Genomic DNA, 25,618 nt, shown 5'->3' with positions numbered 1-25,618 from the left:
GAGCGGTGACAATGGGACGGTGAGCAACGCCAGCCAGTCACCCCAGCCCTCGGACACGAGGCCCTCGGCCCTGTCCGCCCTGCCGGCCGCCGACCGTCCCGACACCACGGCGCGTCTCCGGGAAGCCCTCCTCGCGGCGGACTTCACCGCCGACGGGCTGCTCGAGCTGCTCGGCGCCCCGGCCTACGCGGCGCTGGCGCGGGCCGAGACCGTCCCCGCGCTGCGCGCCACGCGCGGCGACTCGGCGCTGCGGATACTGGTCCGCCTGTTCCTCCTCCAGCAGCCCGTCGCGGGCGGGCGGGCGGCCGAGGTGCTGCCGCTGGAGGACTGTCTGGACGCCGGATGGCTGCGGCCGGCCGGTGGCGACGAGGTCGCCGCCACCGTGGACGTGCGGCCCTACGGCGGGCCGGGCGGCGAGGACTGGTTCATCGTGTCCGACCTCGGCTGCGCCGTGGGCGGGGCCGGTGGCATCGGCAGCAAGGAGGAGGGCGTGGTCCTCGGCGTGGGCGGCGCCTCCACGACCCTGGCCGGCCTCACCGTGCGCACCCCGGTCGCCTCCGCCCTCGACCTCGGCACCGGCTCCGGGATCCAGGCGCTCCACGCGACCGGGCACGCCACCCGGGTGACGGCCACCGACCTCAACCCCCGCGCCCTGCACGTGACCGCGCTGACTCTCGCGCTCTCGGGGGCGCCGGCCGCCGAGCTGTACGAGGGCTCGCTCTTCGAGCCGCTGCCGGAGCAGGACAGGTACGACCTGATCGTCTCCAATCCGCCGTTCGTGATCTCCCCCGGAGCCCGCCTCACCTACCGGGACGGCGGGATGAGCGGCGACGACCTGTGCCGCACCCTGGTCCAGCAGTCCGGCGCCCGGCTGAACGAGGGCGGGTTCGCGCAGTTCCTGGCCAACTGGGAGCACGTCGACGGGGAGGACTGGCAGAGTCGGCTGGCCTCCTGGGTGCCGTGGGGATGCGACGCCTGGATCGTCCAGCGAGAGGTGCAGGACGTCACGCAGTACGCCGAGCTGTGGCTGCGCGACGCCGGGGACCACCAGGGCGATCCCGCCGAGTACCAGGCCCGGTACGACGCCTGGCTCGACGAGTTCGAGGCCCGTGACGTGCGGTCGGTAGGCTTCGGCTGGATCACCCTGCGACGGAGCGCGGCGGCCGAGGCCGACCCGTCGGTCACCGTCGAGGAGTGGCCGCACCCGATCGAGCAGCCGCTCGGTGAGACGGTGCGGGCCCACTTCGACCGGGTGGACTACCTGCGGAGCAACGACGACGCGGCACTGCTGGAGGCGCACTTCCGGCTTGTCGGCGAGGTGCTGCAGGAGCAGGTCGGGCTGCCCGGGGCCGAGGACCCCGAGCACGTGGTGCTCCGCCAGAACCGCGGCATGCGCCGAGCCGCCCAGGTGGACACCGTGGGCGCCGGATTCGCCGGCGTCTGTGACGGATCGCTCAGTGCGGGCCGGATCCTGGACGCCATCGCCCAGCTCATGGGGGAGGATCCGGTGCTGCTGCGGGACCGCACGCCCGCGCAGATCCGGCTGCTGATCGAGCAGGGATTCCTCGAGCCGGCCTCCTGACCGGCGCGGCGTGACGCCGGTTCCCGGGCGGCGGGGTGTTTGAGGCGCGGCCCGCGGGGGACGCCGGATCCGTGCGCCGCCGCAGGCCAGGAGGACGGGCGGCGCGCGCCGCCCGGCCGGTTACCGGCCGGCTCGGGAGTCCGGGCGGCAGGAATGACGGTAGTCGGGTTACCGTTCGAGTGGCCGTTGCGGGCTTTTCCCGTTTGACACGGGGGCGGCATGTACCGTCACACTCCGCAGCGTCACCAGACCCGAACCCGGGGTGCCGGAGCACCTCGGGGAAGACCCCGCGTCGACCGGAGAGAAGAGCAGAAGTTGTCCCCGACCAGCGAGACCGCACAGGGCGGCCGCCGACTCGTCATCGTCGAGTCGCCTGCCAAGGCGAAGACGATCAAGGGCTATCTGGGCCCTGGCTACATCGTCGAGGCGAGCGTCGGGCACATCCGCGACCTTCCCAACGGCGCCGCGGAGGTGCCCGAGAAGTACACCGGCGAGGTCCGGCGCCTCGGGGTGGACGTCGATCACGACTTCCAGCCCGTCTACGTCGTCAACGCCGACAAGAAGGCCCAGGTCAAAAAGCTCAAGGACCTCCTGCGGGAGTCCGACGAACTCTTCCTCGCCACCGATGAGGACCGCGAGGGCGAGGCCATCGCCTGGCATCTCCAGGAAGTGCTCAAGCCCAAGGTCCCGGTCAAGCGGATGGTCTTCCACGAGATCACCAAGGACGCCATCCAGCAGGCCGTGCGCAACCCGCGCGAGCTGAACAAGAAGCTGGTCGACGCCCAGGAGACCCGCCGCATCCTGGACCGTCTCTACGGCTACGAGGTCTCCCCCGTGCTGTGGAAGAAGGTCATGCCGCGCCTGTCGGCCGGCCGCGTGCAGTCGGTGGCGACCCGCCTGGTCGTCGAGCGTGAGCGCGAGCGCATCGCCTTCCGCTCCGCCGAGTACTGGGACCTCACCGGCACCTTCGCCCAGGCTTCCGGCGCGGCCGGGGCCTCGGACTCGTCCGACCCCTCCTCGCTGGTCGCCCGCCTCGCCGCGGTGGACGGCGTGCGGGTCGCCCAGGGCCGCGACTTCGACTCCCGGGGTCAGGCCAGGACGGCGAACGTCCTCCACCTCGACGAGGCGAACGCCCGTGCCCTGGCGGCGGCGCTGGAGAACACGCGCTTCGAGGTCCGCTCGGTCGAGTCCAAGCCCTACCGCCGCTCGCCGTACGCCCCGTTCCGGACGACGACGCTGCAGCAGGAGGCCAGCCGCAAGCTCGGCTTCGGCGCCAAGGCGACCATGCAGATCGCCCAGAAGCTGTACGAGAACGGCTTCATCACCTACATGCGTACGGACTCCACCACGCTGTCGGAGACCGCGGTCTCCGCCGCCCGCGCGCAGGTCACCCAGCTGTACGGCGCCCAGTACCTGCCGGACAAGCCGCGCACCTACGCCGGCAAGGTGAAGAACGCGCAGGAGGCGCACGAGGCGATCCGCCCCTCCGGCGACCGCTTCCGCACCCCTGCCGAGACCGGTCTCACCGGTGACCAGTTCCGGCTCTACGAGCTGATCTGGAAGCGCACCGTCGCCTCCCAGATGAAGGACGCGACCGGCAACTCCGTCACCGTCCGGATCGGCGGCGCCGCCTCCGACGGCCGCGACGCCGAGTTCAGCGCCTCCGGCAAGACCATCACGTTCCACGGCTTCATGAAGGCCTACGTGGAGGGCGCCGACGACCCCAACGCCGAGCTCGACGACCGTGAGCGCCGGCTGCCGCAGGTCTCCGAGGGCGACCCGCTGAGCGCCGAGCAGATCACCGCCGACGGCCACTCGACCAAGCCGCCCGCCCGTTACACCGAGGCGTCGCTGGTCAAGGAGCTGGAGGAGCGCGAGATCGGCCGTCCGTCGACCTACGCGTCGATCATCGGCACCATCCTCGACCGCGGCTACGTCTTCAAGAAGGGCACGGCCCTGGTGCCGTCCTTCCTGTCCTTCGCCGTGGTCAACCTGCTGGAGAAGCACTTCGGCCGCCTCGTCGACTACGACTTCACCGCCCGCATGGAGGACGACCTCGACCGCATCGCGCGGGGCGAGGCGGAGTCCGTGCCGTGGCTGCGGCGCTTCTACTTCGGCGAGACCGGCGGGACCGGCGGGACGGCCGGCGGCAGCGGGGCGGCGGACGCGGGCAACGGAGACGGCGACCACCTCGGCGGTCTCAAGGAGCTCGTCACCGACCTCGGCGCCATCGACGCCCGCGAGGTCTCCTCGTTCCCCGTCGGCGACGGCATCGTGCTGCGGGTGGGCCGCTACGGCCCGTACGTCGAGCGCGGCGAGAAGGACGCCGAGGGCCACCAGCGCGCGGACGTCCCCGAGGACCTCGCGCCGGACGAGCTCACCGTCGAGCTGGCCGAGGAACTGCTCGCCCAGCCCAGCGGGGACCGCGACCTGGGTCAGGACCCGCAGACGGGCCGCCCCATCGTCGCCAAGGCCGGCCGGTACGGCCCCTACGTCACCGAGGTGCTCCCCGAGGACACCCCGAAGACCGGCAAGAACGCGGTCAAGCCGCGCACGGCGTCGCTCTTCAAGACGATGACCCTGGACACGGTCACCCTGGACGACGCGCTCAAGCTGATGTCGCTGCCCCGTGTGGTCGGCGCCGACGCCGAGGGCGTGGAGATCACCGCGCAGAACGGCCGCTACGGTCCGTACCTGAAGAAGGGGACGGACTCGCGGAGCCTCCAGTCGGAGGACCAGCTCTTCACCATCACGCTGGAGGAGGCGCTGGCGATCTACGCCCAGCCCAAGCAGCGTGGACGGGCCGCGGCCAAGCCCCCGCTGAAGGAGCTCGGCGACGACCCGGTCAGCGGCAAGCCGGCCGTGATCAAGGACGGCCGCTTCGGTCCCTACGTCACCGACGGCGAGACCAACGCGACCCTCCGCTCCGGCGACAGTGTCGAGACGATCACGCCGGAGCGCGGCTTCGAGCTGCTCGCCGAGAAGCGGGCCAAGGCCCCCGCCAAGAAGACGGCGAAGAAGACCGCCAAGAAGACCACGGCGAAGAAGGCGGCCACCAAGACGGCCACCAAGACCGCCGCGAAGAAGACGGCGGCCAAGAAGACCACCACCTCCGCGGCCAGGAAGACGGCGGCGAAGAAGACCACGGCGTCCACCGCCTCGAAGAAGACGGCGGCAGAGCCGCCCCTCGAGGACTGACCCGCCCGGGACCGGGAATCGAGGGAACTGGGCGGACGGCGCGGAGCCGTCGACGCCCGGAACCCACGATCGAACCCCCGGACCCGACCGACCATGCCGGCCCGGGGCCCGGTTTCCGCACGTGCGCGCGACGCCGCACGCGTTCGGAGGCCGGGCCCGTGGCGTCGGCGCGTCCCGATAGGCTGAACGCATGACGCGAGCCGAGCAGACAACGGCCCACTCCCCGGACCCCGACGACGCCCTGGTCGCAGATTCACGCGAACGGGCCGTGCGGTCCCTGCTGGGCAGGCCGCAGCTGAAGCGACTGTGGAGCGCCCACCTCGTCTCCGGAACCGGTGACCTCCTGGCCCTGCTGGTCCTGGTGCTGCTGGCACTCCAGGCGGCGGTCTCCGAGAGCACCTTCGGCGGCGGATCCCGCGGCGTCGCCCTCACGGTCGCCTGCGTGCTGGGCGCACGCGTGCTGTCGACCCTGCTCTTCGGCGCCGTACTGCTGGGGCCGCTCACCGCTCTGACCGCGGCCGAGGGGCCGCTGGACCGGCGCTGGACCATGGTCGGCGCCGACGGCTTCCGCCTGGTGCTGCTGATCCTGGCCCCGCTGTGGATCGACTGGACCCCCGGCGGCGCGGTGGCCGCGCTGCTGGTGACGGTCTTCCTGACCGGCGTGGCCGAGCGGCTGTGGACGATCTGCCGCGCCTCCGCCGCTCCCGCGCTGCTGCCGCCGCCGCCCCCGGAGGGCGCCAGCATCCGGCCGCTGCCGGATCACCAGGACGCCCTGCGCCGTCTCTCGCTGCGCACCACCGTCGGCGCCCTGCCGCTGGCCGCCGCGGCGCTGGTGCTCGCCACGCTGATCAGCAACCTGCTCGGCGCGGGCCTCGACTGGTTCGCCCAGCACCAGGCCGCGCTCGCCTCGTTCGTCGCGGCCGGGCTGTTCGCCGCGTCGGTCTCGGTCCTGGTCCAGCTGGAGCTGCCCACCACCCGCACCCCGCGTGCCCGCTCGCCGCTCGAGGGCCTGCGCCGCCCGCGGAGCGGCTCCGGCCCCGACAAGGGCCGCACCGGCGCCATCCCGCTGCTGGTCGTCGCCTGCGCCTCGGTCGCCGCCGCGATCGCCGCCTCGGTGGCCGTCGCCGTGCTGCACGCCATAGACCTGGGAGGCGGTCCGGTCGCCTACGGCCTGCTGGTGCTCGCCCTCACCGGGGGCACCGTGGCCGGTGTGCGCCTCGCCCCCAAGGTGCTGCCCGCACTCTCCCGTCGCCGTCTGCTGGCCCTCGCCCTGACCTTCACCGGTATCGCGCTGCTGGCCACCGGCCTCGTCCCCGACATGGCGACCATGCTGCTGACCGCCGCCCTCGCGGGCGTCGGCGCGGGCATCTCCGCCAACACCGGGCACACCCTGCTCGACCAGGAGGCCGAGGAGTACCGCCGCCCGCGGCTCACCGACCACCTGCACGCCGTGGTCCGCGCCACCATCGGCCTGGCCGCCGTCGCCGCCCCGCTGCTGGCCGCGGCGATCGGCCCGCACCGGATGGAGAGCGGCAAGTTCGTCTTCGCGCACGGCTGCGCCTCCTTCGTCCTCATGCTGGTCGGCGCGCTGCTGCTGCCGGTCGCCGCGCTGGTGCTGGCCAAGACCGACGACCGGTCCGGCATCCCGCTCCGCCACGACCTCCGCGACGCCGTCCGCGGTGACGAGCCCACCGCCGCGCCGGCGGTGAACGGTTTCTTCATCGCCCTGGAGGGCGGCGACGGAGCCGGCAAGTCCACCCAGGCCGAGGCGCTCGCCGAGTGGATCCGCGCCAAGGGCCACGAGGTGGTGCTCACCCGTGAGCCGGGTGCCACCCCGGTCGGCAAGCGGCTGCGCTCGATCCTGCTGGACGTCTCCAGCGCCGGGCTCTCGCACCGCGCCGAGGCGCTGCTGTACGCCGCCGACCGCGCCGAGCACGTCGACACCGTGGTCCGTCCCGCGCTGGAGCGCGGCGCCGTGGTGATCTCCGACCGCTACATCGACTCGTCCGTCGCCTACCAGGGCGCCGGCCGCGACCTGTCGCCCGCCGAGGTCGCCCGCATCTCCCGCTGGGCGACCAACGGGCTGGTCCCGCACCTGACGGTGCTGCTCGACGTGTCCCCCGAGACCGCCCGCGAGCGCTTCACCGAGGCGCCCGACCGGCTGGAGTCGGAGCCCGCCGAGTTCCACGCCCGGGTGCGGTCCGGTTTCCTCACGCTGGCCGCGAGCGACCCGGGGCGCTACCTCGTCGTCGACGCGGGCCAGGAGCCGGAGGCGGTCACCACGGTCGTCCGGCACCGCCTCGACCAGATGCTGCCGCTCTCCGAGGCCGAGAAGAAGGCCCGCGAGGAGGCCCGCCGCAAGGCCGAGGAGGAGGCGCGGCGCAAGGCCGAGGAGGAGGCCGCCCGCAAGGCCGAGGAGGAGCGCCTGGAGCGTGAGCGCCAGGAGGAGCTCGCCCGCCTGCGCGCCGAGGAGGAGGAGCGCCAGCGCCGCGAGCTGGAGGAGGCGCGCCGCCGTGAGGCCGAGCGGCAGGCCGAGGAGGCCCGTCGCCGGGAGGCCGAGGCCCGCCGCAAGGCCGAGGAGGAGCGCGCCAGGCTGCTCGCCGAGGAGGAGGCCCGGGCCGCCGAGGAGGCCCGCCGCCGCGAGGAGGAGGTCGAGCGCCGCAACCGCGAGGCGGAGCAGGCCCGGCTGCGCGCCGAGGCCGAGGCCCGGCGGATGGAGAAGCAGCGGCAGGCCGAGGAGGCCCTGCTGCGCGCCGAGGAGGCCCGCCGCCTGGCGGAGGCCGCGGCGACGGCCGCCGAGGCCGCCAAGACCTCGCAGGCGGTGCGGATGTCCAAGGCGCCCGAGCCCGCGCCGGCCCCGTCCCGTGACGAGGCCCGCGAGGACGACCGGGGCCCGCAGGACCGCGTGAGCATGTCGAAGGCGCCGGACGACGAGGCGCTGACCGTGCCGACGCCAGTGGTCTCCCCGCAGGAGGAGACCACGGTGATCCCGCGGGTCGCCGAGAACGACGCGACGATGGAGATCCCCCAGGTGGGCCGGCCGGCCGACGAGACGGCGGTGCTGCCCCGGATCGAGCAGCCGGACCCGGACGCCACCCGGGAGATCCCGCGCGACGCGGACGTCACCCGCGAGCTCCCGCAGGTCGGTGCCGAGGGCGGTCTCAGGGACGGCCGCCGTCGCCCCGACTGGGCGGAGGAGACGCCGATGGACGACCTGCCCAGCCTCGCGGACGAACTGCTCGGCCCGTACGACGAGCGTGACGGCGGCGACGGCAAGGGCCGCCGCGGCCGCCGTCGCTGACCTCCGCCCGCTCAGGTACGCCGCCTCGCCAGGTGCCCGACACCCGGCCGGGGCGGCGTACGCGTGTGGAGGGTGCCGCAGGCGGGCGGCGGGCGCGGGCGGAGAGGGCGCCGCGGCAGTCGGTGCGGCCGACGGAGACAGGAGAGCCGGCCCCACCGCCTCCGTGGGTGAGGCCGGCGGAGACGGGAGGGCCGCCGCCACCGCGCGGGCGCCGGCTGTCCTAGCCGACCCGCACAATGGAGGCGGCGGTACGACTATGAACGAAAGGGCGGTGCCCGTGGCCGTATGGGACGACCTGGTGGGCCAGGAGCGGGTCATCGCCGAGCTGGACGCCGCGGCGCGCGACGCCGACGCGCTGGTCACGGCCGCGAACGAGGGCGCTCCCGCCCCGGCCGCGTCCAAGATGACGCACGCCTGGCTGTTCACCGGCCCGCCCGGCGCGGGACGGGAAGCAGCGGCCCGCGCCTTCGCCGCCGCGCTCCAGTGCGTCAGCCCGGACCGCGCCCTCGGCGGCGCCCCCGGCTGCGGCTTCTGCGACGGCTGCCACACGGCCCTGATCGGCACCCACGCCGACGTCTCCACCGTCGTCGCGACCGGCGCGCAGATCTTGGTCGACGACATGCGCGACACCGTGCGCAAGTCGTACACCGCCCCGGCGGGCGGCCGCTGGCAGGTGATCCTCGTCGAGGACGCCGAGCGGCTCAACGAGAAGTCGGCCAACGCCGTCCTCAAGGCGGTCGAGGAGCCGGCCTCGCGCACCGTCTGGATGCTCTGCGCGCCGTCCGTGGACGACGTGCTGCCCACCATCCGCTCCCGCTGCCGGCTGCTGACCCTGCGCACCCCGCCGGTCGAGGCCGTCGCCGACCTGCTGATCCGCCGCGACGGCATCGAGCCGGGCACCGCCCACGCGGTGGCCCGCGCCACCCAGGGCCACGTCGACCGCGCCCGCAGGCTGGCCGTGGACCCGGCGGCCCGCGAGCGCCGGGCCGCCGTGCTCAAGCTGCCGCTGCGGGTGGGCGACGTGGGCGGGGCGCTGCGCGCCGCGCAGGAGCTGGTGGACGCGGCGGCCGCCGACGCCAAGGTGCTGGCGGAGGAGCTGGACGTCAAGGAGACCGAGGAGCTCAAGGCGGCGCTCGGCGCGGCCCAGGGCGGCAGGCTCCCCCGGGGCACGGCCGGCGTGATGAAGGACCTCGAGGACAAGCAGAAGCGCCGCCGCACCCGCACCCAGCGCGACAGCCTGGACCTGGCGCTGACCGACCTGACCAACTTCTACCGCGACGTGCTCGCCCTTCAGCTCGGCACGCGGGTGGCGCTCGCCAACGCGGAGGCCGAGGAGGCGCTGCAGCGGCTGGCCCGCTCCGGGACCCCCGAGTCGACGCTGCGCCGGATAGAGGCGATCGGCGCCTGCGGTGAGGCACTGGACCGCAACGTGCCACCGCTGCTGGCCGTCGAGGCGATGACCATGGCGCTGCGTGACGGTTAGCCCGTGCGGGCGACATCCATGGCACAGGGCGTGAGCGTGGCTGCGGAGAGTTACCGTGGCGGGGTGGAGATCAGCCGCAGCCCTCGTTCCGTGTCCCGTCCGTGGCGGGCCGCGCGCCTGGCCGGAGCGGTCGTCACCGCCTCCGCGCTCCTGCTGACGGCGTGCGCCGCGAGGCAGGGGCAGCCGGGGGACCCGGGCACCCGCCCCGCGCTCGCCGCCCTCCCCGCCGAGGTGGCGCCGCAGCTGGCCCGCTTCTACGAGCAGAAGATCTCCTGGCGTTCGTGCGGCGCGCCCGGGTTCCAGTGCGCGACGGTGCGCGCACCGCTCGACTACGCGCGGCCGGAGGCCGGCGAGGTGCGGCTCGCGGTGTCGCGGACCAAGGCCACGGGGCCGGGCCGCAGGCTGGGCTCGCTGTTCGTCAATCCCGGGGGCCCGGGCGGCTCCGCCGTCGACTACCTTCAGGGCTACGCCGCGCTGGGTTACCCCGCCGAGGTCCGGGCCCGGTACGACATGGTCGCCGTCGACCCGCGCGGGGTCGCCCGCAGCGAGCCGGTCGAGTGCCTCGACGGGCCGCACATGGACACCTACACCGGAACCGACTTCACCCCGGACGAGGGCGCCGAGGCGGACTCGCTGGTGGAGGCGTTCAAGACCTTCGCCGAGGGCTGCGGCGGCCGTTCCGCGAAGGTGCTGCGCCACGTCTCCACGGTGGAGACGGCCCGTGACATGGACGTGGTGCGGGCGGTGCTCGGCGACAAGGAGCTGCACTACGTCGGGGCCTCGTACGGCACCTTCCTGGGCGCCACGTACGCCGGCCTGTTCCCGTCGCGGGTGGGCCGCCTGGTGCTGGACGGCGCGATGGACCCGTCACTGCCGGCCCGCCGGCTGAACCTGGACCAGACGGCCGGCTTCGAGACGGCCTTCCAGGCGTTCGCCCGCGACTGCGTGCGGCAGTCGGACTGTCCCATCGGCGGCCGGAAGGCCACCCCCGCCGGGGTGGGGCGCGGGCTGAAGGCGTTCTTCGAGAAGCTGGACGCCGAGCCGTTGAAGGCCGAGGACCCGGACGGGCGCGAGCTGACGGAGTCGCTGGCCACCATCGGCGTGATCGCCGCCATGTACGACGAGGGCGCCTGGCCCCAGCTCCGCGAGGCGCTCGACTCCGCGCGCCGGCACAAGGACGGCACCCAGCTGCTGGCACTCTCCGACAGCTACTACGAGCGGGACACCGAGGGCCGGTACTCCAACCTGATGTTCGCCAACAGCGCGGTGAACTGCCTGGACCTGCCCGCGGCGTTCTCCTCGCCGGAGGAGGTGCGCGCGTCGCTGCGGGACTTCGAGAAGGCCTCGCCGGTCTTCGGCGAGACCATGGCCTGGTCGGCGCTGAACTGCGCCTACTGGCCCGTCGCCCCCACCGGCGAGGCCCGGCGCATCGAGGCCCAGGGCGCCGCTCCGATCCTGGTGGTCGGCACCACCCGTGATCCCGCCACCCCGTACGTCTGGGCCGAGGCCCTGGCCGGTCAGCTCTCCTCCGGCCGGCTCCTGACCCACGACGGCGACGGCCACACCGCCTACGGCCGCGGCAGCGACTGCGTCGACGCGGCGGTCGACGCCTATCTGCTCCGCGGCACCGTCCCCCCGGAGGGGAAGCGCTGCCTCTGACCTCCTGGAACGCCGCGTCGATCGCCGGTTCGGAGCACCCCGGGAAACTGTGTAGACTTACCGTCGTCGCCGGTCGCACCATGGTGCGGTCAGCACGTGCCGCTTTAGCTCAGATGGCCAGAGCAACGCACTCGTAATGCGTAGGTCTCGGGTTCGAATCCCGAAAGCGGCTCGGTGAAACCCCAGCTCGGACCCGGTCCGCGCTGGGGTTTTCTCGTTTCCGGGGGCTCGTTCTCGGGCCCGTTCCACGACGGGCTCGTTCACTTGGCGTCCGCGTAACACTCCACCACCGCCGTGGTGAACGGGAAACGGACCGGGGTGTCGCCGAAGGTGAGGCGGGCGGCCTCGTCGGAGCTCTCGCGGATGGCCGCCGTGACCTGCTCCGCCTCCTCGGCGGGGCAGTGCACGATCACCTCGTCGTGCTGGAAGAACACCAGCTCGGCGGCCAGTCCGTCCAGGCGGCGGCGCAGGGCGGCCAGGAGAAGGAACGTCCAGTCGGCGGCGCTGCCCTGGACGACGAAGTTGCGGGCGAACCGGCCGCGGGCGCGGGTCGTGGCCGTGGAGCGGCCGGGCTCGTCGTCGTCCTCCGCCGCGAGCGGGATGCCGGCCTCCTCCGCCTCCTCCTGCCCGCCCACGGGCGGACAGGTCCGGCCGAGCCAGGTGCGCACCAGACGCCCTTCCTCGCCGGCGCGGGCGGCCTCGTCGACGTGGGCGACCGCGCGGGGGAACCGGCGGCGCAGGTCGGCCAGGTTCTTCAGGCCGTCGCCGGACGTCTGACCGTAGATGGCGCCCAGGACGGCGATCTTGGCGCGGTCCCGGTCGCCGGCGAAGGCCCGCTCGGAGACCGCCTGGTAGAGGTCGCTCTCGCGGCCCGCGACCTTCATGAAGGCCGGGTCGCGGGAGATCGCGGCCAGGACCCGCGGCTCCATCTGGTCGGCGTCGGCGACCACCAGCCGCCAGCCGGGATCGGCGATCACGGCCCGCCGGATCACCTTGGGGATCTGCAGCGCGCCACCACCGTGGGTGACCCAGCGGCCGGTGACCGTGCCCGCGGGCAGGAACTCCGGGCGGAACCTGCCGTCGTGCACCCAGTCCTGGAGCCAGGACCAGCCGTGGGCCACCCAGATCCGGTACAACCGCTTGTACTCCAGCAGCGGCGGTACGGCGGGGTGGTCGAGTTTCGCGAGCTCCCAGCGGCGGGTGGAGCGAACCCGGACGCCGGCCTGGGCGAACGCCTTCACCACGTCGGCCGGCAGGTCGGGCCGCACCCGGCGGCCGAACGCCGCGGAGACCTCGTCGGCCAGTTCGGCCAGTCGCCGCGGCTCGCCTGCGCCCGGATAGCGCTCGCCGAGCAGGTCCCGGAGCACCTCCCGGTGCACGTCGGCCCGCCAGGGCAGGCCGGTGCGGTTCATCTCGGCGGCCACCAGGGTCCCGGCGGACTCCGCGGCCAGCAGCAGGGCCATCCGGTCCGGGTGGGCGGTGGCCGCCAGCCGGCGCCGCTGTTCGGCGTAGACGGCGAGCAGGTCGGCGAGGGGCACGTCCATGGGGGCGGAGGCCTCGAACAACGGGTCCTGCGCCGAGGGGTCCGCGCTCCGCGCCGGCGGGTCGGGCGGCACGGGGCCGCCGCGCAGCCGGCCCAGCGCGGCCGCGGCGTTCCGCGGCTCGCCGCTCCTGCCCTCGTGACCGAGGAGGAGGGTCTCGGCGTCCTCCACGTCGTGGCAGCGCTCGACCCGCACTCCGGCGGACAGCAGGCGCGGGTAGATCTCGGCGGTCGAGCGCCACACCCAGCGGGCGACCTCCGGCCGCGCGCGCACGGCCTCGGCGAGGTCGGGCTCGCGGCGCACCGGCCCGCGAGGCAGGTCGTCGGGGCCGAGGGGGACGACATCGACGCCGCCGCCCTCGACGGGTGCGAGAGCCCACCTGCCGGTCATGCGGTCGAGTCTGCCAGGAGGGTGCGACAACGCCGCGCGTTGTCCACAGCCTGTGGACAACTTTCCCGCACCCCCGGTCCCCATGTCAGGATCACCGGGTGAGCACCACCGAGCCCGGCACCGTCGAGCGTGCCTTCGCCGCCGCCCTCTACGCCGACACCGACACGGCCCTCGACGCGGGCGCGTCCCTGCTGGCCGCCGATCCGCAGGCGGACGCCGAGCTGTCCCGCCGGGGGCGGGAGCTGACGGCCGCCCTCTGGAGGCGGGGCTGGCAGCCCGCGGACGTGGTCCGGATGGTCCGGCGCGATCTGGAGGAGGCCCACGTCCAGCTGGTCTCCGGCCTGATTCTCGCCGAGGCCGGCTCCCGGGCCGGGGCGCAGGCCAAGGGCCGTCGCTGGGCGGCCCAGCTCGCCGAGCTGACGCCCGCACCGCCCTGCCGGGAAGACCGTTTCACCCGGGCAACGGTTGTACTCGAGCTCTATCGACTTCTGCTGGGGCTGCCCGCCCTGGAGCCCGTCGTGGAGCCCAGGCCGCGACCGGCCGCCGGTGAGGCGGGGCAGGCCGAGCCGGCCGCCCGGATGCTGGGCCGGATCCGGGCGCTGCTGGCCAAGGCCGAGGCGACCGGCTACCCGGAGGAGGCCGAGGCGCTGACCGCCAAGGCGCAGGAGCTCATGGCCCGGCACAGCATCGACGAGGCGCTGCTCGCCCCGGACGGCTCCCCGGGCGCCGACGGGCCGCCCCCGGGCGGGCCCGGGGCGTGCCGGATCGGGGTGGAGCCGCCGTACGAACAGGCCAAGGCGGTACTGCTGGACGCGGTGGCCCGGGCCAACAACTGTCAGGCGGTGTGGAACGAGGCGTTCTGCTTCAGCACGGTGGTCGGCCACGAGGCGGACCTGGAGGTGGTCGAGCTGCTGTACACCTCTCTCCTCGTCCAGGCGACCGGCGCGATGACCAAGGCGGAGGCCGCGCTGCGCAAGGGGGGCGGCAAGGGCGGCGGCCGACGACGGACCAAGACCTTCCGGCAGTCCTTCCTGGCCGCGTACGCCCATCGGATGGGGGCCCGGCTGGCCGAGGCCGCGGAGCACGAGATCGCGGAGGCGAAGGCGGAGGCCGGGCAGGCGTTGCTGCCGGTGCTCGCCTCCCGTGAGGCGGCGGTACGGGACGAGACCGACCGGCTCTTCCCGCACACGAGGACCACCCGGTTGCGCGGGGTCAGCGACGAGGAGGGGTGGATACAGGGCCGGGACGCGGCCGACCGGGCCCGGATGGGCCGTCGTCCCGGGCTCCCCGCCCGCGGCGACCGCGGATGAGTCCCGTACCGTGCGCGCGGAACCGCCGCACCGTCGGAGGAAGTCCTCTGAATGCGGGGAGGGTTACCGGGCAGACGAGCAGAAAACGGGGAGAGACGGGAGGGGCGCTCGGCTCCGCCGCCCGCCCGCTGTAACCGCGGGAACACCCCGCGTGCACGTGCATCTGCACCATGCATTCGCCAGTGCATCCGCACCTGCGTATGCACATGAACGTGGCTATGATCCAAAGCAGTTGACCACGCACCGCGGCCCCACGGCCGGTGCATCACCGGGGAGCTACCTGTGGATCACGACGTGTACGACGGGTACGACCTTGACGAGGCGTCAGGATGTCCGTCGCGTCCGGTCATGCCGGGCCCGACGCGGGTGCACAACGGCATGGCGGCCACCCGTCTCGAGGGTGTCGCGTGGCAGAAGAGCCGGCACAGCAACTCGCAGGGCTCGTGCGTGGAGTTCGCGCGCCTGCCCGGCGGTGAGGTGGCCGTCCGCAACTCCCGTTTTCCGGACGGGCCCGCGCTCGTCTACACGCGCGCCGAGATCGAGGCGATGCTCCTCGGGATCAAGGACGGCGAGTTCGACCACCTGATAGTCGGCTGAGTCCACCGACGCAGCTCTGCCGTCGTCGGCTCCGCTGTCGTCGGCTTCTCCGCCGACGGCCTTCTCCGCCGACGCCTTTTCCGTCGACGGCCTTCTCAGCCGGCCGAGGGCAGTCGGAAGAGCGCCCAGACGACCTTGCCGTCCAGGGCGCCGGTGACCGGGTGCCACCCCCACCCGTCGCTGAAGGACTCGACGAGGAAGAGTCCGCGCCCGGATTCCGCGTCGCAGTCGTCGTCGACGTCCGGGTCGCGGGGGTCGGGGGATTCGAGGCTGGGGTCGCGGACCGCGCACACCAGCCGCTCGGACCAGCGCATCAGGTGCAGCCGTACCGGAGGGTCCTGCTCGGGGGCGCGCGCGGTGTCGGCGGGCAGGGCGTGGCGGAGGGCGTTGGTGACGAGTTCGGACACGACCAGACAGACGTCGTCGAAGCGATCCCCTATGTCCCACTGGCCGAGAGTGCCGCGGGTGAACCGGCGGGCTTCGCGTACCGCGTCGTAGCGGGCGGGCAGGGCGCAGGTCGCGGCGTTGGAGACGGTCGCGGGGTCCATCGGCGGCAGGCCCTGCCGTAGCGGCTCGAGCATGGTCGATCCATTCGTCCCCATGCGAGGCACTCCCGGGATTCGCGGTCGCGGCGATATGGCGGTGGTGCGAGGCCCATGGTTTCGGATGAGACCAGCAGATGCAAGGGCAGATGCACGTGCACGCGTCTGAAATACGCTGCGCCGTACCGTTTCTTGGTCATTTTTTCCGCCATCCGCCCGTTGGTTTCCGGTCGCGTGGAGCGCGCCGGAGGGTTCAGTTTCGGCCGCCGGACGGGCAGGATCCCGCCTGGAGGGGGTCCACGTCGGCCACCGAGTTCGTCTTTCCGTAACCGGATGAGTACAGCTCGGAGTGATTTGGTGGCAGACTTTGCCAGGGGCACGGCCGGGGAGGGTGGCTGACATGAGCGCGGGAGAGTCGGGATCGGTGGTGCGGAGGATGCTGCTCGGAGCGCATCTGAGGCGGCTTCGGGAGGCTCGCGGGATCACGCGGGAGGCGGCCGGCTACTCGATCCGGGCGTCCGAATCGAAGATCAGCCGTATGGAGTTGGGGCGGGTGAGCTTCAAGGCCCGTGACGTGGAAGACCTGTTGACGCTCTACGGGGTCGACGACGAGGCAGAACGGGGGGCGCTGCTCTCGCTGGTCAAGGAGGCCAACACCGCCGGGTGGTGGCACAGCTACACCGACGTCCTGCCGCACTGGTTCCCCACCTACGTGGGGCTGGAGGGCGCCGCTTCGGTGATCCGTGGTTACGAGGTGCAGTTCGTCCACGGCCTGCTGCAGACCGAGGACTACGCCCACGCCGTCGTCTCGCGGGGCCTGGCCCATTCGCCGGCCGAGGTGGACCGCCGGGTGGCGCTGCGGCTGGAGCGGCAGAAGTACCTGGTCTCCGAGCACGCCCCGCAGTTCCACATAGTCCTGGACGAGGCGGCGCTGCGGAGGCCCTACGGTGGCCGGGACGTGATGCGTGGCCAGTTGCAGCACCTCATCGAGGTGTCCGAGTGGCCCAACGTGCGGCTCCAGGTCATGCCCTTCGGATTCGGCGGGCACGCCGGCGAGAGCGGCGCCTTCACCATCCTGAGCTTCCCCGAGTCCGACCTCTCCGACGTGGTCTACCTGGAGCAGCTGACCAGCGCCCTCTACCTGGACAAGCGCGAGGACGTCGTCCAGTACGAGCGGGCCATGCGGGAGCTCCTCGGGGACAGCCCTGGTCCGGAGGAGAGCCGGGACATCCTGCGAGGGCTCCTCCAGCTGTCCTGAGGGCGCGCGAGGAGGCGTGGCGGCCGGAGCGTCGAGGGGGCAGGGTGAGGGTGCAGGGCCGGGCGGATGAGCCCGGCCTTGTGCGCCCTGGTGGAACCCGGGGTACCGGTAGGGCGTTGGTAGCTTTGTGCGGTAGTCCGAAAACCGCGCCGTCTTCCCTCCCCTCACCCCTCAGGAGCCCGGAACCGTGACGACTCTTGCCCTGGGACCGAGCTGGCTGGATCCCGACTACCTGCTGAACACTTTCGGCATCGCGGGTCTGCTGCTCATCGTCTTCGCCGAGTCCGGGCTCTTCTTCGGATTCTTCCTGCCGGGCGACTCACTGCTCTTCACGACCGGCATGCTGATCACCTCCGGCACGCTCGACTTCCCCCTCTGGGGTGCCATCGCGCTGATCTGCCTCGCCGCGATCCTGGGCGACCAGGTGGGCTACATGTTCGGCAAGAAGGTCGGTCCTTCGCTCTTCAGCCGGCCGGACTCCCGCTTCTTCAAGCAGGAGAACGTCGTCAAGGCGCATGACTTCTTCGAGAAGTACGGTCCGAAGTCGCTGGTCCTGGCCCGCTTCGTGCCCATCGTGCGCACCTTCACGCCGATCATCGCCGGCGTCAGCGGCATGCGGTACCGGTCCTTCCTGACGTTCAACGTCATCGGCGGCATCCTGTGGGGCGCGGGCGTGACGCTGCTCGGCTCCTGGCTGGGCCGGATCGACTTCGTGGAGAAGAACATCGAGGCGATCCTGATCCTGATCGTCCTGATCTCCGTGCTGCCGATCGCCTTCGAGCTGCTCAGGGCACGCGGGAAGAAGGGCAAGGACGGGCAGAACGGCGACGGCGAGGGCCCCGGAACGGACGGTGCGTCGCAGGACGGCCGCTACCCGATGATGGACGACGCGACCCGCCCGCTCCTCCTCCGCCCCGAGCAGGGCGGGCAGCAGCAGCCGCAGCACCACCAGCACCCCCAGCAGCAGTCCCACCAGCACCCGCAGCAGCACGCCCCGCAGGGCTACGGGCAGGCCGGTTACGAGCAGCCGGGCTACGAGCAGCAGCCGGGCTACGGGCAGCAGCCGGGCTACGGGCAGCAGCAGGGCTACGACCAGCAGGGATACGGGCAGCAGCAGGGCTACGGGCAGGGCGGCCAGTACGGTCGGCCCCAGCAGCACGGCGCCCAGCAGCCGCAGCAGCCGCAGCAGCCGCAGCAGCAGGGGTACGACGGGTACGGCGGGCAGCAGCAGTACGGATCCCAGCCGCAGCAGCCCTACGACGGTGCGCCCCCGCAGCAGCCGTACGGGCAGGGCGGCTACGGGCAGGGCGGCCACGGGCAGCAGCCCCAGCAGCCGCCCCAGCAGCCGTACGGCGGCGAGCAGCCGCCCCAGCAGCCGTACCCCCCGCAGGGCGGCAACGGCCACCCTCAGCGCCCCCGGCGCTGACCCGCGGCGGCACGACGGCACCGGCGGCGAGGCGGGCCAGGGGTCAGAAGCCCCTGGTCCGCTTCGCCGCCTTCCTGCGTTCCGCGGCCTCGCCCGGGAGGCGGAGGAACAGCCGGGAGACCTCCGACCCGAGGTTCACCCCGATGGCGATGGCGATGGCCAGCGCCGCGGCCTGGCTCAGCGAGGCCGCCCCGCGGTCGATGTTGTTCTGCGCGAACCCCAGCAGACCGAAGTAGGTCGACGAACCCGGCAGCAGCGGACCGATCGCCGCCGTGGTGTACGGCAGCGCCGAGGCGAAGCGGTAACGGGAGAGCAGCTGGCCGAAGAGGCCCACCAGGCCCGCCGCCACGGCTGTGGAGGCGACGGGGGAGAGGTCGCCCGCGTAGTGCATCGCGCCGTACACCACCCAGGCGACACCGCCGTTCAGCGTCACCAGCAGCACCGTCGACCGCTCCTGCTGCAACAGCACCGCGAAGGTCAGCGACAGCAGCATGGAGGCGAAGATCTGCACGACCGGGCGTTCGACGATCGCCAGCGACGCGTCCGGGTTGAGCTGCGCGCCGAGCTGCACCCCGAAGTACAGGATGATCAGCACTCCGGTGACGATGCCGACGAAGAAGTACATGACCTCCAGCAGGCGGGCGGAGGCCGTGATGTAGAAGCCGGTCAGTCCGTCCTGGACGCCCGCCACCAGGGCCCGCCCCGGCAGCAGCGCGAACAGCCCACCGGTGATCACCGCGGAGGCCCGTACGTCGGCGTGGGCGAGCGTGAGGGCCACGCCCATCGCGGCCGGGGGCATCGCCGCGACCACGAACTGGTAGAACTCCGGCAGCCCGCGGTCCGCGCAGAGCCAGGCCAGCCGGTCGCCGAGCATGGCGCCGACCGCCGCCGCCAGGAACACCAGCACCCCGCCGCCCACCAGCACGGAGGCCGCGCCGGCCAGCAGTCCCGCGGAGACGGTGAGCACCCAGGTCGGGTACGGGTGCCGGTTGCGCCGGATCTCGCCGAGCCGGTGGTAGGCCTCCTCCAGGGTGACCGGGCTGTCCTCGTCCGCGTCGCTCAGGTCGTCCACCAGGGCGAAGACCGCGGCCAGCCGGGTGTAGTCGGTGCCGCGGCGGCGCACCGTGCGCGAGGCGCTGACCGGCGGCTCGACCAGTGAGGGCTGGTAGGAGACGGAGACGAGGGTGAAGGTGACGTTGGGCTCCACGCGGTCCAGGCCGTAGGCCCGGCAGACCGCGAACATGGCGCCCTCGACGTCCTCCGAGCCCTCGCCGCCCGCCAGCAGCAGCTCGCCGATACGCAGGGCGAGGTCCATGACGCGGGGTACCGCGGGGCGGGTCTCGTCCTCCCCCCGGTGCACCACGTCGGGCGCCGGGCGGTCCATGACGGGCATCCGGAGCATGGTGCGCATCCGGTCCTGCCAGGGCACGTCCCGGGTCAGCCGGAGGGCGGGGATGCCGGCCGCCGGAGTGAAGGCGGGCGGCATCGGGTGCTGGCCGGTGGTGGAGGACGGCGGCCGGAACGCGGAACCCTCGGTGCGCTCGGACGGCGGGGGTTCCGGCGGCAGCAGCCCCTGCGGGACGGCGAACTCCGAGGTGGTCGACGACTCGTTGTCCACCGGGGGCGGGGCCGCGACGACTCCCGGCGGAGGGGCGAAAGCGCTCCTCGCCTCGTCGCTCTGGGGCTTGCGGTCCTCCGCCTCGGTCACCCTTGCTCCCGGCAGTTCATGATCGGTGTGCCGCGTACCCAGGGTAGGCGGCCCTGAACACGGCAGGGCCGCGCCACCCGTGCGGGATGACGCGGCCCGTGGCGCCCGCCGTAATCAGGCGGGACGGCGGTCAGTGACCGCCCTGCTCCTTCAGTCGCGCGAAGGAGCGCTCGATCTCGGCCTCGGCCTCGGCGCGGCCGACCCAGTCGGCGCCCTCGACGGACTTGCCGGGCTCGAGGTCCTTGTAGACCTCGAAGAAGTGCTGGATCTCCAGGCGGTCGAACTCCGACACGTTCTGGATGTCGCGCAGGTGCTCCACGCGCGGGTCCGACGCGGGGACGCACAGCAGCTTGTCGTCGCCACCGGCCTCGTCCGTCATGCGGAACATGCCGATCGCGCGGCAGCGGATGAGGCAGCCGGGGAAGGTCGGCTCCTCGAGGATGACGAGGGCGTCCAGCGGGTCGCCGTCCTCGCCGAGGGTGTTCTCGACGAACCCGTAGTCGGCCGGGTACATCGTCGAGGTGAAGAGTCGCCGGTCCAGGCGAATACGACCGGTCTCGTGGTCCACCTCGTACTTGTTGCGCGAACCCTTCGGAATCTCGATCGTGACGTCGAACTCCACCGGTGGCTCCTCCATGATCAGCACATAGTTCTGGTGGTTAAGTGTCCCCTACGCAGGTGGGTGCTGGCGAAAGGGGTGGTCGTTGTGCCGGAGCCGGGGGAACAGCGGCGCGTGCGACCGTTGTTCGCGCGGGGCGCCCGAACGGTGGCGCGCTGGTCCGACCCGGTCGGGCGGTACACGGTCTGCGCCGCCGTCTCCGGGGCCCTGCTGGCCGCCGGGGTGGTGACGGCCGCCGGTCCCTGGGACTCCAGCGGTCAGCGTACGGCCGAGCGGGTCCACGCGGTGGCACTGGGGGGTGAACACCCCGCATCCGTTTCCGTGGACGCCGGCCCCACCCGGGGCGCGGCCGCGGAGGACGAATCCGCGGCACGGCTCGACGCGGTGGCCGTGCTCGCCGGTCTGGGTGAGACGCCGGACGGTGAGAAGGCCGGTCACGCGGGCGCCGCGGCGGGAGCCCTGCCCACCAGGGCGGGTCTCGAGCGCGTCCTCGGCCCCCTGCTGGACGACCCCGCGCTGGGCTCCCGCGGCTCCGCGGCGGTGGTGGACGTGGCCACCGGCCGGACGCTGTTCGAGCGCGGCGGGGACACCGCGCTGCTCCCGGCCTCCACCACCAAGATCGCCACCGCAGTGGCCGCGCTCTCCGCCATGGGCCCCGACCACCGGTTCACCACCCGGACCGTGCTGCAGCCCCCGGCCGCCGGGAAGGCGAAGAAGGACGAGGGCGTCCGGGAGCTGGTCCTGGTCGGCGGCGGGGACCCGACGCTGACGGCCCGTGAGAAGCCGGGCAAGTGGGCGGGCCTGCGGGAACTGGCCTCCGCGACCGCGACCGCGCTGCGGCAGCGAGGGGTCGAGGAGGTCGCCCTCCGGTACGACGGCTCCCTCTTCACGGGCCCCCAGGTTCACCCGATCGGGGTCAACCCGAACATCTCTCCGGTCACTGCGCTCACGGTCGACGAGGGCCGCGCCGACGACTCGGACCACGGCCCGGCCCCACGGGTCGCCGACCCGGCGGCGCACGCGGCGGAGGTCTTCGCCGGTCTGCTGGAGAAGAAGGGGATCCGCGCCGGGGCGCCCGCTCCGGCGAAGGCCGCGCGGAAGGCGGAGGCGGTGGCCCGGGTGCGGTCCGCCCCGCTGGCCGCGCAGGTCGAGCGGATGATGACCAACAGCGACAACGACATCGCCGAGACGCTGGCCCGGCAGACAGCGCTGGCCACCGGCGGCGAGGGCAGCTTCGCGGGCGGCGGCGCCGCGATCCGCGGAGAGCTGGAGCGGCTGGGCGTGCCGCTGAAGGACGTCCGGTTCGCCGACGGCAGCGGACTGGGCCGCGAGGACCGGCTCAGCGCCCGCGCCCTCACCCGGCTGCTGACGCTGGCCGCGGACCCCCGCCGTCCTCAGCTGCGCCCGGTCCTGACCGGCATGCCGGTCGCCGGGTTCAGCGGAACTCTCAGCGGCCGGGCGGGGGACGGGGCCGCGGCCGGGCTGGTGCGGGCCAAGACCGGCACCCTCACCGGTGTGAACACCCTGGCCGGGACCGCCGTGGACGCCGAGGGCCGCCTGCTCGCCTTCGCCTTCCTGGCCGAGGGCACCCCGGCGAAGGAACCGGCCGAGTCGGCCCTCGACCGCCTGGCCGCCACCGTCGCGTCCTGCGGCTGCCGGACCTGACGGGCCGCCGGGGGGCCGCCGGGGACGGAGCCGGAGGCCCACCCGGGCGGACGCGGAAGCGGTCTCCGGGACCGTACGTGTTTCCGTGGGCTCCCGTACCGTGGACGACATGACGAGCTTCCGTGGTACGGAAATGGTCGACTGGGATCTCGCGGTGGCGACCGCCGCCCGGCTGGTGCGGCCGGGCCCGGAGGTCGGACGCGACGAGGCGCGGGCCGTGGTGGCCGAACTGCGCCGGCACGCGAAGGCATCGGAGCAGCACGTCCGGGCCTTCACCCGGATGGGCGGGGACGAGGTGCACGACACCCCCGTGCTGGTCGTCGACCGGCCCGGCTGGGCCAAGGCGAACGTCGCCGGCTTCCGGGAGATCCTGCGCCCCCTGCTCGGCAAGATGCAGGAACGACGGGCGGGCAAGCCGGGCAGCGTGGTGATGGGCGCGCTCGGCGGCAAGGTCACCGGGGTCGAACTCGGCGTGCTGCTCTCGGTCCTGTCCTCCCGGGTGCTCGGCCAGTACGAGACCTTCGCCCCGGCCACCGGCGACCTGCCCGGCGGGGAGAACGGCGGCGGCAGGCTGCTGCTGGTCGCGCCGAACATCGTCCAGGTGGAGCGCGAACTGGAGGTGGACCCCTCGGACTTCCGGCTCTGGGTCTGCCTGCACGAGGAGACCCACCGCACCCAGTTCTCCGCCGTGCCCTGGCTGCGCGACCACCTGCGGGGCGAGATCCAGTCCTTCCTCGCCGAGGCCGACGTCGATCCCGCCCAGCTGCTCGAGCGGGTCCGCGACGCCGCCCAGGCCCTGGTGGGCGGCCGCGGCGAGGAGCGGGAGGACGAGGAGCGGTCCCTGGTCGACCTGGTCCAGACGCCCGCCCAGCGCGAGGTGCTCGGCCGGATCACCGCCGTGATGTCGCTGCTGGAGGGGCACGCCGACTACGTGATGGACGGCGTCGGCCCCGAGGTGGTCGGCTCGGTCGCGGAGATCCGGGAGAAGTTCCAGCAGCGCCGTGCCAAGGGCGCCTCGCGCCTGGACCTGGTGCTGCGCAAGGTGCTGGGCCTGGACGCCAAGCTGCGCCAGTACCGGGACGGCGAGCGGTTCGTGAGGGCCGTCGTCGAGCAGGTCGGCATGGACGGCTTCAACCGCGTCTGGACGTCGCCCAACACGCTGCCCACGCCGTCGGAGATCCACGCCCCGGCCGACTGGGTCAGCCGGGTGCATGGCGCCTCGCGCGACGGGGGCTGACGGAAGCACAGGCCGTGACCGAATATGGAACACGGGCGTCCGGTTGGCGGCAGGGCAACGCCCGAGCAATCACCCTTCCGAGGGAGCGTGTTCCCAAGGCGGGCGTGCGATGCTCGGATACCGACCTGTTTCTGTCACCATCAACGCACTCTGTGTGACCGTCCTCCGGGTCGGCTTTCCCGAACAACTTCATGAAGGGAACCGGACAATGGGTCCCCATCCTGCGGTCGCGGCGATACGCCTGGCGGTCCGCCGCGTCCTCCACGACCTCCTCGCCGAGCACGGCTCGACGTTCGTCCCCGCCCGTGCCGCCACCCGCGTCGGCGCCCGCGACGCCGCCCGCTCCCCGGTGGCGGTGCCCGCGCCGTCCGCCGCCCCCGGGGCGGGCGCCGGGCCCTTGGTGCTGGTCGCGTGCTCCGGCGGCGCCGACTCCATGGCGCTCGCCTCCGCCCTCGCCTTCGAGGCGCCCAAGCTGGGCGTCCGCGCGGCCGGCGTGACGGTCGACCACGGCCTGCAGTCCGGCTCCGACGAGCGCGCCGCCGAGGTGGTGCAGCGCCTGGGCGAGCTCGGACTCGACCCCTGCGAGTCGGTCGCCGTGACCGTCGGGCGGGAGGGCGGCCCCGAGGCCGCCGCCCGCGACGCCCGCTACGCCGCGCTGGACGAGGCGGCCGACCGGTTCGGCGCCGTCGCCGTGCTCCTCGGCCACACCCGCGACGACCAGGCCGAGACGGTGCTGCTCGGGCTCGCCCGCGGCTCCGGCATCCGCTCGCTGTCCGGCATGGCCGCCATCTCCGGCACGGGCGGCCGCTACCGGCGCCCCTTCCTCGAGCTGGACCGGCAGACGGCCCGCACGGCCTGCATGGCGCAGTCCCTCCCCGTCTGGGACGACCCGCACAACACCGACCCCTCGTACACCCGCTCCCGGTTGCGCCACGAAGGGCTGCCCGCGCTGGAGAAGGCGCTCGGCAAGGGCGTCGTCGAGGCGCTCGCCCGCACCGCGCAGCTCTCCCGTGACGACGCCGACGCCCTGGACGCCTGGGCCGGCCAGGCCGAGTCCGCCGTCCGGGACGACTCCGGCTTCCTGGAGTGCGCCAAGTTGCACACCCTGCCGCCCGCCGTGCGCCGCCGCGTGCTGCGCCGGGCGGCCCTCGACGCGGGCGCCCCGGCGGGCTCCCTCTTCGCCCGGCACATCGAGGAGATCGACCGGCTGATCACCGGATGGAGGGGCCAGGGGGCCATCAACCTGCCCGGTCGCGTCGTCGCCCGGCGGCAGGGTGGCAGACTGGTGATCCGGCAAGGCTGACCGCCGGACCTCTGCCCGCTTCCCCTCCCGGGAACCGGGCCGGGGCGGTGAGGCCTGTGCGCGAGCCGTGCGCGGTTCGCGTGGCCATTCCAGCGGGACGACCGAAAGTGATGCGGGTGGACGCGAAAGACATGGGCGCCGATCTTCAGCAGGTGCTCATCACCAAGGAAGAGATCGACGCGAAGCTGGCCGAGCTGGCCGCGAAGATCGACGAGGAGTACGCGGGCAAGGACCTGCTGATCGTCGGTGTCCTCAAGGGCGCGGTGATGGTCATGGCGGACCTCGCCAGGGCGCTGTCCACCCCCGTCACCATGGACTGGATGGCGGTGTCGTCCTACGGCGCCGGCACCAAGTCCTCGGGCGTCGTGCGGATCCTCAAGGACCTGGACACGGACATCAAGGGCCGTCACGTCCTGATCGTCGAGGACATCATCGACTCGGGCCTCACGCTCTCCTGGCTGATCTCCAACCTCGGCGGCCGCGAGCCGGCCTCCCTCAAGGTGTGCACGCTGCTGCGCAAGCCGGAGGCGGCCAAGGTCGCCATCGACGTCGAGTGGGTCGGCTTCGACATCCCCAACGAGTTCGTCGTCGGCTACGGCCTGGACTACGCGGAGAAGTACCGCAACCTGCCGTTCGTCGGGACGCTCGCCCCGCACGTCTACGGCGGCTGACCCGCCGACCGGGGCGACCCCGGCCGCGGCGGCCACCTGGAGCAACCACCGGGCACGGCCGCCCGCGGCCGGGAACCCTTGGCGCGCGCGGGCCGTTGGAGTACCCGTAGGCGGATCGTCGGCCGTCC

Annotated in this window: 17 protein-coding genes and 1 tRNA gene; 14 read left to right on the top strand and 4 right to left on the bottom strand. The window is 73.4% G+C overall.

Features of this window, described 5'->3' with window-relative positions:
* The first annotated feature begins 19 nt into the window (after window positions 1-19).
* From ABT026_RS09695 to ABT026_RS09670, 6 genes are all read left to right on the top strand, one after another.
* On the top strand, window positions 20-1,582 hold the full coding sequence (locus tag ABT026_RS09695) for a DUF7059 domain-containing protein (protein ID WP_351113595.1): 1,563 nt from the start codon (window positions 20-22) through the stop codon (window positions 1,580-1,582).
* Between the two features lie 315 nt (window positions 1,583-1,897).
* Window positions 1,898-4,780, top strand: a complete 2,883-nt coding sequence (gene topA / locus ABT026_RS09690) for a type I DNA topoisomerase (protein ID WP_351113594.1) — start codon at window positions 1,898-1,900, stop codon at window positions 4,778-4,780.
* 190 nt (window positions 4,781-4,970) lie between these two features.
* The gene (tmk, locus tag ABT026_RS09685; protein ID WP_351113593.1) at window positions 4,971-8,081 is read left to right on the top strand and encodes a dTMP kinase; all 3,111 of its coding nucleotides are present in this window, start codon (window positions 4,971-4,973) and stop codon (window positions 8,079-8,081) included.
* Between the two features lie 277 nt (window positions 8,082-8,358).
* Entirely contained in the window at window positions 8,359-9,564 is a 1,206-nt protein-coding gene (locus ABT026_RS09680) for a DNA polymerase III subunit delta' (RefSeq protein WP_351113720.1), read from the top strand.
* Window positions 9,565-9,582: 18 nt separating this feature from the next.
* Window positions 9,583-11,223: an alpha/beta hydrolase gene (locus ABT026_RS09675; RefSeq protein WP_502967940.1), complete on the top strand. Its 1,641-nt coding sequence runs from the start codon at window positions 9,583-9,585 to the stop codon at window positions 11,221-11,223.
* Between the two features lie 98 nt (window positions 11,224-11,321).
* Window positions 11,322-11,395: transfer RNA gene (locus ABT026_RS09670), tRNA-Thr, on the top strand.
* A gap of 88 nt (window positions 11,396-11,483) precedes the next feature.
* Here the strand turns inward: ABT026_RS09670 and ABT026_RS09665 are convergent.
* Window positions 11,484-13,154, bottom strand: coding sequence for a bifunctional 3'-5' exonuclease/DNA polymerase (locus tag ABT026_RS09665; RefSeq protein ID WP_351113592.1), 1,671 nt, complete (start codon window positions 13,152-13,154; stop codon window positions 11,484-11,486).
* Between the two features lie 98 nt (window positions 13,155-13,252).
* Here ABT026_RS09665 and ABT026_RS09660 point away from each other — a divergent pair, with 98 nt between their 5' ends.
* Window positions 13,253-14,464, top strand: a complete 1,212-nt coding sequence (locus tag ABT026_RS09660; RefSeq protein WP_351113591.1) for a DUF2786 domain-containing protein — start codon at window positions 13,253-13,255, stop codon at window positions 14,462-14,464.
* Window positions 14,465-14,746: 282 nt separating this feature from the next.
* Window positions 14,747-15,061 carry a DUF397 domain-containing protein gene (locus ABT026_RS09655; RefSeq protein ID WP_502967936.1) on the top strand — a complete coding sequence of 105 codons (315 nt, stop codon included), beginning with the start codon at window positions 14,747-14,749 and terminating at the stop codon, window positions 15,059-15,061.
* Window positions 15,062-15,156: 95 nt separating this feature from the next.
* Here ABT026_RS09655 and ABT026_RS09650 read toward each other — a convergent pair whose 3' ends face one another.
* Window positions 15,157-15,663 (bottom strand): ATP-binding protein, encoded by a 507-nt coding sequence (locus ABT026_RS09650; protein ID WP_351113589.1) that lies wholly within the window; start codon window positions 15,661-15,663, stop codon window positions 15,157-15,159.
* A 340-nt stretch (window positions 15,664-16,003) separates the two neighbouring features.
* Between ABT026_RS09650 and ABT026_RS09645 the strand changes: the two genes are divergently transcribed.
* Both ABT026_RS09645 and ABT026_RS09640 read left to right on the top strand, forming a co-directional pair.
* Window positions 16,004-16,861, top strand: coding sequence for a Sco1979 family transcriptional regulator (locus ABT026_RS09645; protein WP_351113587.1), 858 nt, complete (start codon window positions 16,004-16,006; stop codon window positions 16,859-16,861).
* Window positions 16,862-17,048: 187 nt separating this feature from the next.
* Window positions 17,049-18,287, top strand: a complete 1,239-nt coding sequence (locus ABT026_RS09640) for a DedA family protein (protein WP_351113586.1) — start codon at window positions 17,049-17,051, stop codon at window positions 18,285-18,287.
* Window positions 18,288-18,330: 43 nt separating this feature from the next.
* Here ABT026_RS09640 and ABT026_RS09635 read toward each other — a convergent pair whose 3' ends face one another.
* Together ABT026_RS09635 and ABT026_RS09630 are read right to left on the bottom strand one after the other, a co-directional pair.
* Entirely contained in the window at window positions 18,331-19,995 is a 1,665-nt protein-coding gene (locus ABT026_RS09635) for a threonine/serine exporter family protein (protein ID WP_351113585.1), read from the bottom strand.
* A 130-nt stretch (window positions 19,996-20,125) separates the two neighbouring features.
* A complete protein-coding gene (locus ABT026_RS09630) occupies window positions 20,126-20,617 on the bottom strand; it encodes an inorganic diphosphatase (RefSeq protein ID WP_351113718.1) in 492 nt (163 codons plus the stop codon).
* A gap of 111 nt (window positions 20,618-20,728) precedes the next feature.
* Here ABT026_RS09630 and dacB point away from each other — a divergent pair, with 111 nt between their 5' ends.
* From dacB to hpt, 4 genes are all read left to right on the top strand, one after another.
* Window positions 20,729-22,279, top strand: coding sequence for a D-alanyl-D-alanine carboxypeptidase/D-alanyl-D-alanine endopeptidase (gene dacB, locus ABT026_RS09625; protein ID WP_502967935.1), 1,551 nt, complete (start codon window positions 20,729-20,731; stop codon window positions 22,277-22,279).
* 109 nt (window positions 22,280-22,388) lie between these two features.
* On the top strand, window positions 22,389-23,516 hold the full coding sequence (locus tag ABT026_RS09620) for an Rv3626c family coenzyme F420 biosynthesis-associated protein (protein WP_351113583.1): 1,128 nt from the start codon (window positions 22,389-22,391) through the stop codon (window positions 23,514-23,516).
* 208 nt (window positions 23,517-23,724) lie between these two features.
* Complete coding sequence (gene tilS / locus ABT026_RS09615; protein ID WP_351113582.1) at window positions 23,725-24,819, top strand: tRNA lysidine(34) synthetase TilS; 1,095 nt, start codon at window positions 23,725-23,727, stop codon at window positions 24,817-24,819.
* A 110-nt stretch (window positions 24,820-24,929) separates the two neighbouring features.
* Window positions 24,930-25,490: a hypoxanthine phosphoribosyltransferase gene (gene hpt, locus ABT026_RS09610; RefSeq protein ID WP_166022099.1), complete on the top strand. Its 561-nt coding sequence runs from the start codon at window positions 24,930-24,932 to the stop codon at window positions 25,488-25,490.
* The last annotated feature ends 128 nt before the right edge of the window (window positions 25,491-25,618 follow it).

Origin of the sequence: Streptomyces sp. NPDC002734 (genome assembly GCF_040295685.1) — a bacterium.
Classification (GTDB): domain Bacteria; phylum Actinomycetota; class Actinomycetes; order Streptomycetales; family Streptomycetaceae; genus Streptomyces.
This window is presented reverse-complemented; position numbering and strand designations above follow the sequence as displayed.

Bases quoted from the DNA above. Each gene is read 5' to 3' on its own strand.
- ABT026_RS09650 (WP_351113589.1), bottom strand. From the start codon at position 15,663: ATGGGGACGAATGGATCGACCATGCTCGAGCCGCTACGGCAGGGCCTG.
- tmk (WP_351113593.1), top strand. From the start codon at position 4,971: ATGACGCGAGCCGAGCAGACAACGGCCCACTCCCCGGACCCCGACGAC.
- hpt (WP_166022099.1), top strand. From the start codon at position 24,930: ATGCGGGTGGACGCGAAAGACATGGGCGCCGATCTTCAGCAGGTGCTC.
- ABT026_RS09675 (WP_502967940.1), top strand. From the start codon at position 9,583: ATGGCACAGGGCGTGAGCGTGGCTGCGGAGAGTTACCGTGGCGGGGTG.
- tilS (WP_351113582.1), top strand. From the start codon at position 23,725: ATGGGTCCCCATCCTGCGGTCGCGGCGATACGCCTGGCGGTCCGCCGC.
- ABT026_RS09620 (WP_351113583.1), top strand. From the start codon at position 22,389: ATGACGAGCTTCCGTGGTACGGAAATGGTCGACTGGGATCTCGCGGTG.
- ABT026_RS09645 (WP_351113587.1), top strand. From the start codon at position 16,004: ATGAGCGCGGGAGAGTCGGGATCGGTGGTGCGGAGGATGCTGCTCGGA.
- ABT026_RS09665 (WP_351113592.1), bottom strand. From the start codon at position 13,154: ATGACCGGCAGGTGGGCTCTCGCACCCGTCGAGGGCGGCGGCGTCGAT.